Source organism: Desulfosporosinus shakirovi, from assembly GCF_020595055.1.
GTDB lineage: Bacteria > Bacillota > Desulfitobacteriia > Desulfitobacteriales > Desulfitobacteriaceae > Desulfosporosinus > Desulfosporosinus shakirovi.
This window is the reverse complement of the sequence record NZ_JAJDOO010000009.1, coordinates 18297-33049: the sequence shown is the minus strand read 5'-3', so window position 1 is coordinate 33049 and position 14753 is coordinate 18297. Positions and strand designations below refer to the sequence as shown.

11 protein-coding genes are annotated in these 14753 nt (G+C 38.7%); 9 read left to right on the top strand and 2 right to left on the bottom strand.

Annotated features, from left to right (window positions below; all coding sequences use genetic code 11):
* Positions 1-63: 63 nt before the first annotated feature.
* The 9 genes from sat to LJE72_RS09805 all read left to right on the top strand — a co-directional run bounded on the left by sat (position 64) and on the right by LJE72_RS09805 (position 11277).
* Positions 64-1233 carry a sulfate adenylyltransferase gene (gene sat, locus LJE72_RS09845; protein WP_229247409.1) on the top strand — a complete coding sequence of 390 codons (1170 nt, stop codon included), beginning with the start codon at positions 64-66 and terminating at the stop codon, positions 1231-1233.
* Between the two features lie 79 nt (positions 1234-1312).
* The gene (aprB, locus tag LJE72_RS09840) at positions 1313-1750 is read left to right on the top strand and encodes an adenylyl-sulfate reductase subunit beta (RefSeq protein WP_073031598.1); all 438 of its coding nucleotides are present in this window, start codon (positions 1313-1315) and stop codon (positions 1748-1750) included.
* A gap of 40 nt (positions 1751-1790) precedes the next feature.
* The gene (gene aprA / locus LJE72_RS09835; protein ID WP_229247408.1) at positions 1791-3680 is read left to right on the top strand and encodes an adenylyl-sulfate reductase subunit alpha; all 1890 of its coding nucleotides are present in this window, start codon (positions 1791-1793) and stop codon (positions 3678-3680) included.
* A 231-nt stretch (positions 3681-3911) separates the two neighbouring features.
* On the top strand, positions 3912-4259 hold the full coding sequence (locus LJE72_RS09830; RefSeq protein ID WP_073031602.1) for a YlbF family regulator: 348 nt from the start codon (positions 3912-3914) through the stop codon (positions 4257-4259).
* Positions 4260-5132: 873 nt separating this feature from the next.
* Positions 5133-6944, top strand: coding sequence for a SulP family inorganic anion transporter (locus tag LJE72_RS09825; RefSeq protein ID WP_229247407.1), 1812 nt, complete (start codon positions 5133-5135; stop codon positions 6942-6944).
* A gap of 37 nt (positions 6945-6981) precedes the next feature.
* A complete protein-coding gene (locus tag LJE72_RS09820; RefSeq protein ID WP_229247406.1) occupies positions 6982-7521 on the top strand; it encodes a universal stress protein in 540 nt (179 codons plus the stop codon).
* A gap of 354 nt (positions 7522-7875) precedes the next feature.
* A complete protein-coding gene (locus LJE72_RS09815) occupies positions 7876-8493 on the top strand; it encodes a hypothetical protein (RefSeq protein WP_229247405.1) in 618 nt (205 codons plus the stop codon).
* Positions 8494-9163: 670 nt separating this feature from the next.
* Positions 9164-9796 (top strand): hypothetical protein, encoded by a 633-nt coding sequence (locus LJE72_RS09810; RefSeq protein ID WP_229247404.1) that lies wholly within the window; start codon positions 9164-9166, stop codon positions 9794-9796.
* A 125-nt stretch (positions 9797-9921) separates the two neighbouring features.
* Positions 9922-11277 carry a sigma-54-dependent transcriptional regulator gene (locus LJE72_RS09805; RefSeq protein WP_229247403.1) on the top strand — a complete coding sequence of 452 codons (1356 nt, stop codon included), beginning with the start codon at positions 9922-9924 and terminating at the stop codon, positions 11275-11277.
* Between the two features lie 510 nt (positions 11278-11787).
* Here the strand turns inward: LJE72_RS09805 and LJE72_RS09800 are convergent.
* Both LJE72_RS09800 and LJE72_RS09795 read right to left on the bottom strand, forming a co-directional pair.
* A complete protein-coding gene (locus LJE72_RS09800; protein WP_229247402.1) occupies positions 11788-13512 on the bottom strand; it encodes a SulP family inorganic anion transporter in 1725 nt (574 codons plus the stop codon).
* 548 nt (positions 13513-14060) lie between these two features.
* A complete protein-coding gene (locus LJE72_RS09795) occupies positions 14061-14669 on the bottom strand; it encodes a hypothetical protein (protein ID WP_229247401.1) in 609 nt (202 codons plus the stop codon).
* Between the last annotated feature and the right edge of the window lie 84 nt (positions 14670-14753).

The window sequence follows — 14753 nt, the reverse complement described above, 5'->3', positions numbered from 1 at the left end:
TAAACACTTGTTTCTGCAGTAGACTCACATTCATTATAAAATTAATTGAAGGAGGATAAGACGATGTCGAAACTAGTACCACCACATGGTGGAAAGTTAACACCGGTATTACTCCCTGAATCACAAAGAGCAGATGCTTTAGCAAAAGCTAAAACATTGCCAGTGATTCGCATGACTTCCAGAGAAACCTCGGACCTATTAATGATTGGAATGGGTGCATTCAGCCCATTAACAGGGTTCATGGACAAAGCTAATTATGAGAGTGTTGTTGAAACAAAACACTTAACTAATGGCTTGGCATGGCCTCTTCCGATCACTTTGTCCGTTACTCCTGAACAGGCTGAAACTCTCAAAGTGGGTATGGAAGTCGCTTTAGTAGATGATGAAACCGATACCTATTGCGGTATTCTTACGGTTAGCGATAAATATGAGTATGACAAAGTCAAAGAGTGCAAGGCAGTTTTCTTCACAGATGACGCTGCACACGACGGTGTTGTAAAAGTTATGGCTCAAGGAAGCATCAATATCGGCGGTGAGTTAGTAACATTCAGCCAACTCGGCTACGCTTCCAAATATGGTGATTACTATGCTACACCAGCGCAAACCAGAGCATTATTCGATGAAAAGGGCTGGGCAACCGTTGCAGCTTTCCAAACACGGAATCCGTTACATCGCTCCCATGAATTCCTCTGCAAGATGGGAAATGAAATTTGTGATGGACTGTTTATTCACCCAATCGTCGGAAAACTCAAAGAGGGGGATATTCCGGCTGAGACACGTCTGGAATGCTATGAAGTTCTCTTAAAGAATTATTTCAATGAAAAGAATGCCGTGATGAAAGTTTATCCTATGGAAATGCGTTATGCTGGACCTAGCGAAGCTATTCTTCACTCCATCTTCCGCCAAAACTTTGGTTGCAGCCACATTTTAGTGGGTCGTGACCACGCAGGTGTAGGCGACTATTATTCCGCTTATCAGGCCCAAGAAATCTTTGACTTATTCAAACCAGGTGAACTTCTTTGTCAGCCTATCAAAGTTACTGCAGCTATGTATTGCACAAAATGCGATGGTATGACTACAGAAAAAACTTGCCCTCACGGTAAAGAAGATCATCTCAAAATCAGTGGAACAAAGTTAAGAGCAATGCTGGCAGCTGGAGAGCTTCCACCAGGCAATTTCAGTCGTCCGGAAGTCTTAAAAATTCTACTCAAATACTACGCTTCAAAGAAGTAACCCTTGGTTGAAAACTAAACAAGAGAAAAAATTCTCTTGTTTAGTTTCAAAAAATATATGAATGATGGAGGTTAAACGAATGCCAAGTTTTGTAATTGCAGAAAAATGTGACGGATGTAAAGGGCAAGACAAAACAGCTTGCATGTATGCATGCCCAAATGACCTGATGATGTTAAACAAAGATGTAATGAAGGCTACAAACCTGGATCCTAGCCAATGCTGGGAGTGTCTCTGCTGTGTTAAGGCTTGCCCTCAACAAGCAATGGACGTCCGCGGCTATGCTGACTTTGTTCCACTAGGTGCTTCAGTTACACCTCTTCGTAGCTCTGACAGCATCATGTGGACTGTTAAATTCCGTAATGGCATGACCAAGCGCTTCAAATTCCCTATTCGTACAACCGAAGAAGGATCAGCTGTTCCGGATGCGGGTTATGAAATTACCACTGACATCAACAGCCACGAACTGTATACCGAACCAGCTTCAATGCATATGCCAGTATGGACTTATAAAAAGTAAGCTCTTATTAATAAGGGAATAAATAGGGAGGTTTAAATCAATGCCAATGAACTTTGAAACAGTAGAAGTAACAACCGACCTTCTCATCATTGGAGGCGGAATGGGGTCCTGTGGTGCAGCTGTTGAAGCAGCCTATTGGGGCAAAAAACATGGACTTAAAGTAACCTTAGTTGACAAAGCATCAATGCCACGTTCCGGTGCCGTTGGAATGGGATTGTCCGCTATTAACTTATATGTTGGACTTGCTGAAGGCAATAACACTGTTCAAGACTATGTCAGATACGTAAAAAATGACATGATGGGGGTAGCCCGTGATGACTTAGTCGCTAACATTGCCCGTCACGTTGACAGCTCCGTTCATATGTTTGAAAAATGGGGTCTTCCTTTATGGAAAGATGAAAATGGCGGATATGTACACGAGGGTAAATGGCAACTTATGATCAGCGGTGAATCTTATAAAGTCATCGTTGCTGAAGCAGCAAAGAATGCTTTAGGTGAAGAGAATATCTATGAGAGAGTTTTCATTACTGAGCCACTGTTGAAAGATGGCAAATGCGTAGGAGCTGTAGGATTTAGTGTTCGTGAGAACAAAATCTATGTCTTCAAAGCTAAAGCTACTTTATGTGCTATGGGTGGTACTGTTGGAGTATTCAAACCTAAATCCACTGGTGAAGGCGCTGGCCGTTCTTGGTACCCTCCGTTCTCCACAGGCTCTTCCGCATACTTCACCATGAAGGCCGGAGCAGAAATGACCTGTCAAGAAGTTCGTTTCGTGCCAATCCGTTTTAAAGATGCTTATGGTCCGGTTGGAGCTTGGTTCTTACTCTTTAAATCTCGCGCAACCAATGCATTGGGCGAAAACTATATGGAAACCCGTTTAGATGAGTTGAAAAACTGGGGCAAATACGGATCAGCTAAGCCAATCCCAGCCAATTTGCGTAACCACCTGGGCTTGTTAGACATCAAAGAAGGTAAAGGACCTCTCTACATGCGTACAGAGGAAGCTATCGCTAACCTTGCCAAAAAATATGAAGATGATGCTAAAGCCTTCAAGAAAAAAATGAAAGAGCTCGAGAATGAAGCATGGGAAGATTTCCTCGATATGACAATAGCTCAAGCTTTACTATGGGCTGCTACCAATGTCGAGCCAGAAGTTAGATCTTCTGAAATCGCTGCTACAGAGCCATACTTTATCAGTTCTCACTCTGGATCATCAGGAGCTTGGGTATCTGGCCCAGAAGACCTTTCCGCTGGAACAGACTATTTCTGGGGTTATGCTCAAATGACCACAGTACCTGCACTCTTCGCTGCTGGAGACGCTACCGGAGCTTGCCCGCACAAGTTCTCATCAGGAACTCATGCTGAAGGTCGTATCGCAGCTAAATCAGCTATCAAATATATCTTAGAGAATAACACTCTGACAGAAGCAGATCCTGCAGTTATTGAAGCTGTTAAAGCAGAGATCGTTAAGCCTCTCGAAATCTTCGAAGCACACAGCGGCTTCAGCACAGACCCAGAAGTTAACCCTAACTACATTATGCCTAAGCAGTTCATGTATCGCTTACAAAAGCTCATGGACGAGTATGTTGGCGGAGCTAACGTATTCTTCAACATGAACGAAGCTTCCCTGACTCGCGCAGCTGAATTATTCGAGTTCATTAAAGAGGACTCCGAAAAACTAGCCGCCAGAGATCTTTATGAACTGTTGAGAGCTTGGGAAAATAAACACAGATTATGGCAAGCTGAATCTCATCTTCGCGCCGTAACCTTCCGTGAAGAAACTCGTTGGCCCGGATACTACTTCAGAACAGACAAGCCAACTCTTGACGAAGAGAACTGGCACTGCTTTGTTAACATGAAGTGGGATCCTAATACAAACGAATGGTCAGTCTTCAAGAAGCCGGTTATTGATATGTTTGGCGTTGAGTAAGACTAAATTAGGTCAGTTGGTATAATAGATCAGATCTCAAATTATGATCTATTCCAAAACTGATTACAAGAGGGGATGGGTGCAAATTTTCGTAATATCTCGGAATTTGTATTCATCCTCCATTTATTTAGTACAAATCTTAATTCTTCCTTTAAGATTTTGTGGTAATCAGTTATAATTTATAAGCTAAGAACTTATTTTGTTGAACTAATTTAAAGGAGGAAATATGATATGGATCAAGTAGAAGAACTTATGCAAAAGAGCATTGAACTAGGTAAAGCTATTGCTCAAACAGATGTGTACAAGGAATTTAAGAAGGCTGAGTATGATCTTTTTCAAAATGGAGAAGCACGAAAGTTAGTAGAAGATCTGCAAAAAATGAAGCAAGAACATCGTGGTAAGATGATGGCCGGTATTGTGTTGACTGAAGCAGAACAGGAAGAACTAAAAGAATTAGAACAAACATGTATACGCAATCGTCAAGTGTTGTCTTCGAACGAGGCTAACACAAGGTTCCAGGAGTTTATGGAGCAGATATCCAGCAATATAAAAAATGGGATTAAAAGCGTCGATAAATAAATGACGATAAAGATAATAATTCATTTCCAGCGTACCAACCCCCATTTTGGTTAGATAGAGCGATGACCACAGGGGAATTAAAAGTCCGTGAATATTACACCTGATGAACCAATGTTGGAGAGGGCACACTAGAAACCTTAATTGATCAAGGAGATATTTGGTTTTTTGGTGTACTTTGAATCCATCCATGGGTAAAACCTGGTGAAAAATAAATATCATTTGTAAACAAAAATGGCAGCACATAAACGCGTGACATAAGTCTCTAGCGTTACATGTTTGCCATTTTTTGCCGTTATAAAGTTAATAAATTAATATCTGGATTGCAATAGGATATACTGATTGCGGTAATATTGACTTGATATACTATCAATGCTAATCTACTCTTGATAGATATTTTGAGTTAATAGCAGAATAGCTTGTGCAAAATATTACGTTTATTCTATATTCAACCATACAGGTATTAAAATAAGTATGTAATATATGAAGTTGTTGCACTGGAGGTGGAATGAAAGGACTTACTCCCACAAGGACTTCCCAGGAACACAGCGGTCTAGATAAATCAAGGTGGGATGAGTTGTTTTTACGAGGTAGTAGAATTATTTAATAATTAGTGAAAAAAATCTTTTACAATTAGCTAATAAATCATGAACCATTTCTGAAAAGTGTTTGGTGCTCTTATGATATCTTCATTAAAAGCGTGGTTGATTAAATTAGATACACCCTTTCAAGAGAGGATGGAGGGTATTTTTTATCCCCAAAAAAATCTTTGGTATTAGTAATTATAATGATGATTAAAAGATATATGAATGATGAAAGCATCCAAAAGTTATGTAGATCAGGTGGAAAATATTCGTACTGAAAGGTGGAATTCACTTGTACTTAACACGATTTAAATATATTCCTTTAATTGGAACGATTGGAAACTACAAAAAGGAATATTTTAGTAAGGATTTAGTTGCTGCTTTGACGGTAGCTGTAGTAGTTATTCCACAGTCTATGGCCTATGCATTGATTGCGGGTGTTAATCCGGTTTACGGTCTGTATACGGCTATTGTATCGACTATTATTGCTTCAGCTTTTGGAAGCTCTAATCACATCATTGCTGGACCGACAAATGCAATTGCGCTGCTCGTGGCAGGAACTCTTGGCAGCTATATGGGACAAGAAAATGTCTATCAAATGCTTTTTTTGATGACTTTTATGGTGGGAATCTTACAGATACTTTTTGGTGTCATTAAACTAGGTAAAGTAATCAATTTTGTCTCTCATTCTGTAGTTATCGGTTTTACTGCCGGTGCGGGTGTATTAATCGGACTCGGCCAGCTGAGCACACTGTTAAGTATATCTATTAAAGATTCAGCTCATATGTCGACCATTCAAAAATTTTATTATGTTATAACTCACCTAAGTGAAACTAATTTATATGCCCTTGGACTTGGTGTTATGACCATGGCGATTATTATAATTTGTAAAAAGATTAATAAGAAACTCCCTGGTGCTTTAATCGGAATTGTAATCCCAATCATTTTTATCGTTATTTTTGCTTTAGATCAGAAGGGTGTAAAACTAACTGGCGTTATTCCATCTTCTTTGCCACCATTCAAAATGATCCAATTCGACATTACTGCTATGCAGAATCTTTTCGGAGGGGCAATAGCGATAGCCATTATCGGATTAGTTGAAGCCATAGCAATTGCTAAATCCATTGCGACTACCTCCCGACAAAAAATTGATGCCAACCAAGAATTTATAGCACAAGGTTTAGCAAATGCCGGTGCTTCATTCTTTCAGTGTTTTGCTGGTTCAGGTTCATTCACACGTTCTGCAATCAATTACCAAAGTGGTGCAGTTACCAGAATCGCCGGCATGCTGTCAGGTGTGATAGTAGCCATAGTCCTTGTGTTTTTTGCTCGATTTGCCCAGTTTATTCCCAATCCATGTCTCGCAGGAGTGATTTTAGTTATCGCCTATAACATGGTGGATAAAAAGGAAATAAAGCATATAGTCAAAGCAGGCAGATTCAAATCTGATTCACTTGCAATGTGGGCAACCTGTATCGCAACAATTCTGATGCCTCATCTTGATGTTGCAATCTATACGGGCATAGCACTTTCCATCGCTTTGTACCTGAAAGATACGAACAAAGCCCCCTTGAAAATCCTCGTTCCATCGCAAGAGAAAAATGGGTATATCATTGAAAAAGAAGTAAGAGCTCTTAAAGAAAAAATTGATATTGTAATTATTCAGCCGGAAGGAAATCTCTTCTTTGGCTCGGCGGAAGACCTTCAGACCAAACTGGATGACTTAGTTGATAAATCTAAGGTGTTTATCTTAAGGATGAAGTATGTTGCAACAATTGACCTGACAGCCTTAGGCGCTTTGAAGGTATTTATTAGGACTGTCAAAGAATCAGGTGGAATTGTTATCTTTAGTGGTGTGAAAACGGAGTTCAATTCATTACTGACGAATTCGAATGTTACTTCGGATATAGGAGAAGACAACATTTTTATGTCAGAAAATGAAATTTTTGCCTCTTCAACTAATGCCTTAGAGAGGGCCAGAACTGTTTTAAGTTGTGAAGTTAGTGATGATAAAGAAAAATCAGCAGCATGCACTCTGCTGGAATCTGAAACTGCTGCTAATTCGGGTCCAAGTGTTATAAATAAGAACACAGCTTCCTTATGAACAAGAAAGCTGTGGAAATGTGAAGGAGGTTTTTGGCATGAGTGATTCAAAGTTTAATGTACTTCTTTATTCTGATGGGTCTCAACAGGCTTTTTCAGCGGCTGTTTATTCTGCCAACCTACTAAAAAAAATGCCGAATATGCAATTGACGATCGTACAGGTTCAAGAAAGTGATGAAGGTTCCATGGGAGTTGAGTATAGTTGGATTGATACTTGGCCAGTTAGTCCTACCTCGGAATGGATGAAACGCGTTATCGAATCTGATACGAATGTTAGAAATCTGTATAATGATATACTCACTACAACTGATGGAATATTTACAGAAAGAGTCAAGGACGTCAATCATCATGTAATATACTGTAATCCGAGTATTACAGATACTGTTGATGCTCTTCTCGAGTATGCAGAAAAGAAACATTTTAAATTAATCATCATGGGTACACGAGGACTTACTACGTTAAAAGGATTGATTTTTGGTTGTATTGCGCACAACGTCCTTAACAGATCTCCCATACCTGTGTTATTGATTAAGAAGTTACCTCAAGACTTTATTGACAGCTATTGCTCAGACACCTGATTTTGCAGTCTGAAGAGTATTTATCAATTATAAGAGTTAGCTTTGTGTGTGCAAATTCGTCTTGTGATTAGTCTGTCCGCAAAACAATTGGCCCCGCAGAGAAGTTGTCTCTCTGCGGGGCTTTAAATGTCTTATCAACACATCTGCTTATTCCATCTTAAATTATATAATTCACATATTTAATTTTAACCATTGATTTAGAAACAAAGTTTAGGTGAATAATATATTTAAATTGTAAAATTTCTCATGTAAACATTTGTAACCTGTTTATAGGTTAGGTGCTTAGTTGCTATCACATTCATCGAGCCATTTCGTATGTTGTAGTAATCCTTTAAACAGAAAGGTGGGATCGGGTTGTCCGGTATAACACTTAATGAAGATATGCCTTTGGTTGATAAGGTGAAGAGGGAGTCAGGTGAAAGAACCTATCCAATTTGGCTATTATTTAATCCGAAACATCCGGCTGTTCGCCACTATATTTGGACACCCGTATTAGCAGAAATACAGGACAAAGTATATAGAGAGCTGCGTACAAGGATAGATGCCTCAAGAATATACATTAGGAGCGCTGTTAACGATAGTAGCATAGTTCCCAATACTCTAAATTGGTGGGATACCAAAGTAGCTACAGAGATACAACAGTTTAGAGATATAGCTCTTAAGTATGAACCAAAGGTCCTTATTTCCTTTGGGGCCTTTCCATTTGAATTTGTAAGACGTGTTTACGAGATAAAACCTGAAAAAGGACCTAAGTCTTGGGGAACAACTAACTTAGGGGATGAATTTGGAAAATCAATGGAAAACTTTGATATAAATAGAACTAATATAATTCCATTGCTACGCAGAGTAGTTTTAAGTGATAAGTTTATAGAAGATCCCAGTTATTCCGAGAATTACTTTCATTATGTTGGAACAAAGATAGCGGATAAGATTATTGAGAACAAAGAAAGTCTTAAAATATGGATGGACTAAATCTAAGAGGTGATTTAAAATTTAACGAAATTTTAGCTCCGTATAATTAGTATTTTGTCGGGGCTTTTTTATTTTCTCATAAATACCTTATAATCAAAATAAAATAAATGGATTATGAAGAAATGGTTTTGAGGTGGATAAAACTAACATAATGAATATATGTAATTACCGGACAAGGAGATTTATAACTATACATGTAAATGTGTAGAATCTAAGTATGGTCTGGGTGAGTTAAGGAGATATTTTTCGAGAAATAGGTTAGATTTGAAAAATTCGCTTATGCTTAGGGGCATATATACTTGATACTTGTTGTCCAAATTTTTATAGAACAAAGCTATAAGATCAATAATTTTGAGTTTGATATTAAGTATATTAATTATGAGCATATTGTTTTCCACTAGACACAAATGTGTCATAATGATAATCTCTAATTGTGAGAAAAAACACAATATGAGAAAGGAGTTGGGATAATTTAGTACTGAATAGATCATCAAGGGTACCTCTTACGATATAATTATAAAGCCGCCTTGAAAGGCCGCTAAGAAATTTGATCGTAGTATTGAAATCTAAACAGTGAAAATTTACGATCGTTCTCAGTAAACCTGACTAAACAGGGAGCGAATTCTTTCGCTGGCTGTGGCAGTACAGAAAATGAAAGGTGGGGGTTGATTTGTCCTGCTTAACTTTAAATGACTCTCAGTCTGATGGTGAGAATACGAAAAGAGAATTAGGGGAAAGGGCTTATCCCATATGGCTGTTAATCAATCCGAAATACCCTGCAGTTCGCCATGATATCTGGAGGCCTGTATTAGATGAGATACAGGACAGAGTATTTAGGGAATTGCATACAAGAATAGATACCTCGAATATTTATATCAGGAGTGCTGTAAGCGACGGAGGAATAGTTCCTAATACCCTAAATTGGTGGGGCAAAGAAGTAGCGAAAGAAATCGAGTTTTACAGAGAGATTGCTCATATTCACAAGCCAAAAATGCTCATCTCTTTTGGTGCATTTCCATTTGAATTTGCAAGGCGCGTCTACGAAGTCAAACCGGAAAAAGGCCCTAAGGCTTGGAGCTCATCTATATTAAAAGATGAATTTGAAAATTCAATGGATAACTTTGATATAAATCAAACTAACAGGATTCCTTTACTGCGCAGAGTCATTGCTACGGATAAATTCATAGAAACAAGCAATTGTTTATCTCAGACAGACAGGGAGACTTACTTTCAACACGTTGGTTCAAAAATTGCTGAAAAGATAATTGCGAACAAGGATTATCTTGATATTTGGATTAAGTAAACTTCAACAGCAAAATGCTGAACAAAGGAATTTTATTACAATCGACGGGAATCAAATGTCTGGAGGTTAAAGTGACAGTCCGGATTTGTAACTCATTTTTAAGTTAATTGAAGGAGGTGTTTTTATTGAATAAGATCCTTATCATTGATGATGAAGAGCATCTATGTTGGGCTCTCGAGAAAGGCCTCCGTCAAGAAGGATATCAGGTAATAACTTCCACGCGAGGGAAAGAAGGCCTGGAACTAATTCAGAATGAAACACCTTCCTTGGTCATTCTTGATCTCAAAATGCCTGAAATGGATGGGTTAGAGGTATTGGTTAAGGCCAAAGACCTCATCCCAAAGCTTCCGGTAATTATGATAACTGCTCACGGCTCAATAGACACTGCTATCGAAGCTATGAAGTTGGGGGCAATTGACTATATTGCCAAACCATTTGACCTAGACGAACTCAAGATAGTCGTGAAGAAGGCCCTAATGGTAAGCCATTTACGGGAGGAAGTTGTTTTTTTACGCTCTGAACTGAACAAAAATCACCCTCGGATTTTAGGCAACAGTCCAGCGATTCAAGAAGTTAACACTCTTGTAGAAAGAGTCGCTGACAGTAATGCTACAGTATTTATTACAGGAGAAAGCGGGACTGGCAAAGAGGTAACTGCGCTTTCGATTCACAACCTAAGCTATCGCCGGGAAAAATCATATGTGCCTATTAACTGTGCTGCACTGCCAGAGTCTTTACTGGAAAGTGAATTGTTTGGCCATGAAAAGGGTGCCTTTACAGGTGCAGTGGTCAGAAAATTAGGCCGTTTTGAACTGGCTGATAAAGGAACGCTGTTCTTAGATGAGGTTACTGAAATGCCTCTGTCTATGCAAGTGAAACTGCTAAGAGTTCTTCAGGAAAGACAGTTTGAAAGGGTTGGAGGAACAGAAAGCATAAAAATAGATGTAAGAGTTATTGCAGCAACTAATCGTGACCCTTTAGACTGTGTTAAACGAGGCACTTTTCGGGAGGATCTGTACTACCGATTAAATGTATTGCCGATTCACATTCCTCCCTTAAGACAAAGATCAGAAGATATATCCCTATTGACTATGCACTTTCTTCAAAGATTTAACCCTGCTCAAGAACAAATGATCTCTTCAGATGCGATGGGATTATTAATGAACTATGAGTGGCCTGGGAACATCCGAGAGTTACAAAACGTCATCGAAAGGTCGGTTATTCTCTCTCAGGGTAGTGAGATTAAGGTGCAGCATTTACCAAAGGAAATTCAAAAAGCTGATTTAAGAAAAAACGAGTTAGATAAAGGTTTGATTCTAAATTTCCCGGACAAGGGGATATCCTTTGATGAGGTTGAAAGAGAACTGATTCTGAAGGCTCTTGAGAAAAGCAGGGGAAATCAAACTAAAGCGGCTCAACTTCTAGGCCTTACTCGGTCGGCCCTTCTATATAGAGCTCAAAAGTACCAAGTTAGGTTATAACGCATCACGGTATTCTAGAAGTAATACAAAGTTGCTTTGCAGAAAATTAAACGTTGACGAATTATATCTTACAAGGGAGGGATATAATATCATGAACGACACCTCTAAGTGTACCCAATGTATTAATATGGAGTTATGCCATATTCGCTCTAATCTTAACAGGATAATTCAGGAAGTCATTAAAAAATCAGAAGCAGATATACAACAATTGTCACCCAAAGAGATAGACTATATGATCTTTACAGACATTTCGATAATCCCAACCCGGTGCGAATATTATAAATGCCGTCATGAGTCAGCTGAAAAACGTGGGCGTTTATTCACATTTAGGAGAATGATGGCAACTGCTGCTGTATGATGGGTTCTTTGTTTCGCTTCCATGTCATTCAATTATGTACGAAGCGAGGAGAGTATTATTAATAATTCGTTATTTCAAACATTCCCCCTTAGAGATAAACTATCTTTGAGGGGGAATGTTTGATTACCACACATAGTTAATAAAACGACGTCTTAATATGCTTGAACAGATCTCTTTTCAGTCTTATAACTCACGTTTCGGACAAACGAACTTGCTTCGTCCAGAGCCTTCCCGGATGTGGCAAATACCTCATCGTCTTCCATAAAGATATTCTCCTTCCCGACATGATTGACAATATGCATTTTATCTAACATACGTAATATTTTAGGAGTGACTCCGGCTAGAATAACTCTCTTTTCTTCCTCTAAAGCACGGTTAATAAATCCCTCGATAACTTCCAATGCAGTAATATCGATTATTAATACACTTTTGAAACGAATCAAGAAAACTTTAGAGTTGGAGTAAGCGTCACTCAACTTCTTGTCCAGATCGGCCGCGGAACCAAAATATAAAGTTCCTTCAAGTTGAAGAATTGAGATAAATGCGTCTTGCCCATTGCCGATTTGCTCTACAAATTGCCCATTATTCCCTCTGACCGGTTCAAGGGTTCTGACAGTTGCCACACCGGAATCTTTAAGATAGAGCAATAATGAAATTGCAACTCCTGCATAAATAGCTTGTTCTAAATGAGGTGCGAAGACGGTAGTCAACATGGTTACGAGCAATACTGCTGCATCATTGCGGTTAGTGGTTAATACTTTTGCTAAAGCTTTTTTATCAATCATGGAGTAGGCAACCAGCATGATAACCCCGGCTAAACTCGCATTTGGGATATACCTGGCAAAGGGTGCGAAAAAAACTAAAACTATAAGTATTATCAGGCCTACAAGTACCCCGGTGACTCTGGTTTTCCCCCCATTTTGATAGGTAATAGCCGAACGAGTAAAGGAACCGGAACCTGCTATGCTGCTAAAAAAGGAGCCTCCTAAATTTGCCATTCCCTGACCTATAAATTCTTGATTTGGATCTATTTTTTGATGTGTTTTAGATCCTATGGCTTTGGAGATCGATACTGCTTCAACCAGACCGATAATAGCTATAACAACTGCGCCTGTTCCTAAATCAGCGATAGCGGAGAGAGTGAAATTAGGCATACTTAGAGGCGGGATGGCTTGAGGTATTTGCCCCACAACTTTTACTCCGTATTTTTCCAATTCTAAAATCATTACTAAAAGTACTGAGAAGATAACCCCTAATAAAGCTCCGGGCAAATTTTTATTGATTCTTTTAAGTACTATTATTACTGCTATAGTAAAGACTCCGATACCGAAGGCGTGATAATTAATTTTATCAATACTTTGAAAACATGCTATAACCTTGCCAATACTCGAAAGGTGTCCACTTGTCAACGTAATACCCATTAAGTTATTAAGTTGACCCATAGCGATGATAATACCCGCCCCGGCGGTAAAGCCAACGATTACTGCGTGGGAAACGTAGTTGACTAAAGAACCTAGTCTGAGAACACCCATTGTAAGCTGAATGGCTCCCACTAAAAATGTTAGAAGAAATAAGTTGCCAAAAAAGTTTTCACCCCCGACAAAGGGTATCATGTAGGACGCTATTAAGAGACAGATGGCGTTAGTAGGCCCCGTGGCTAACTGATTGGAACTGCCAAAGGAAGATGCGATGATTGTTAGCACAATACCGGAGTAGAGGCCGTAAGCCGGGTGAACACCTGCGATTATTGCATAAGCCATAGTTTGTGGTAAAGCAACGACGGCAACTGTTAGCGCAGCAATCAAATCAAATCTCAAATTTCTTTTATCATAATTGATTAAGGTATCTAGAATCGGTATAAATTTAACAATGTTCATAATTATTGCCCCCCCAACAAAAGTCTTGTGAAACATAGTGCGTTTTGAGGCGATTCTCTGACGTCCAAGAACTACCTTCCTTTTTCTAATTATCTAAGTGCACTCAGTTGGTTATTGATGCAATTATCATGCCAGTAATATTACTTTAATTCATCCGGATGTTTGTGTTTTTTTAGACATATAAATCTGTTGGCAAGTCAATATCTAGGGTTCAAAAGAACTGAGGAACCTGTAATTTCCCGAATTATTGCTCTTTACAACAGGAATTCTTCATCTGTTTGTTTTTAAACAGTTACAATTGGATTGCCTGAATTCAGGCTGGGGCCAAGTATTTTATCAAAGAAGACGACTCAAATTTAAGAAAAAAATTTGAATCGCCTTCTTTGACATAACATCATAGTCAATTCAGCATTTGTCTAATGTTTGATCATCATGCCAGAGCCAATCACCGAAGAAAGCCAAAAAACCCCAAATAAATTTCAAAGCATCCATATTTATCATCCTTTCTTTTCTTCATGACCATTTGGTCCTCTGATAAGTGTCGCTTATCAAATCCATATTTTTAGACTGTCTTTGTTTTCAATGAACAGATCGGCAATCTTTGTTGCAATGTCATGATAGTGACCTTTGCCTTCTTCCCAATCCTTAATGTTAGTAGCGGCTCTCATTGTTCGACGATTTAAAGGAAGCCAATTTGTTTGGGTTGTGTCAAAGTTTGCAATAGATCGTTCAAATTCATCTCCTAAGTTACTGGTACTCCAATAATTAGGTCCTTTTTCAGGTCTTATATCGAAGACACGCCTCACAAACTCAGTTGTAATGGTTCCGAAAGTAATTATAAGTTTAGGTTGATATTCTGAGACACTTTTCTTTAACAGTGCAATGTTATTATCTGCTTCCGTCGCATTTGAGGTGTTAGAAACTCTTCCAATATTGCTTACAGCATTCTTAATATAGATATTTCGACTGTTAATTCTTGCATGAAGTTTGCGGTATACTTTGTCCTGAATCTCATACATTATAGGATTCCAAATATTAAGAACGTCAGTGGGGTATTTGGGATTAACTAAGAGCCAAATCGGAAAAGATCTATCTCCGGATTCTTTTATCATTCTATCAACAGAAATTGAATAATTATGGAGTAATAAGCTGGGCAAACGAATCCCGCCTTTCGGTGAATTATATTGAAACTTGATGCTTTACATAGAGTATATTGATTATGAATTTTTTGGTTTGCTATA

Coding starts and splice junctions, on each gene's coding strand:
- sat (WP_229247409.1), top strand. CDS start 64: ATGTCGAAACTAGTACCACCACATGGTGGAAAGTTAACACCGGTATTA.
- LJE72_RS09800 (WP_229247402.1), bottom strand. CDS start 13,512: ATGAACATTGTTAAATTTATACCGATTCTAGATACCTTAATCAATTAT.
- aprB (WP_073031598.1), top strand. CDS start 1,313: ATGCCAAGTTTTGTAATTGCAGAAAAATGTGACGGATGTAAAGGGCAA.
- aprA (WP_229247408.1), top strand. CDS start 1,791: ATGCCAATGAACTTTGAAACAGTAGAAGTAACAACCGACCTTCTCATC.
- LJE72_RS09830 (WP_073031602.1), top strand. CDS start 3,912: ATGGATCAAGTAGAAGAACTTATGCAAAAGAGCATTGAACTAGGTAAA.
- LJE72_RS09820 (WP_229247406.1), top strand. CDS start 6,982: ATGAGTGATTCAAAGTTTAATGTACTTCTTTATTCTGATGGGTCTCAA.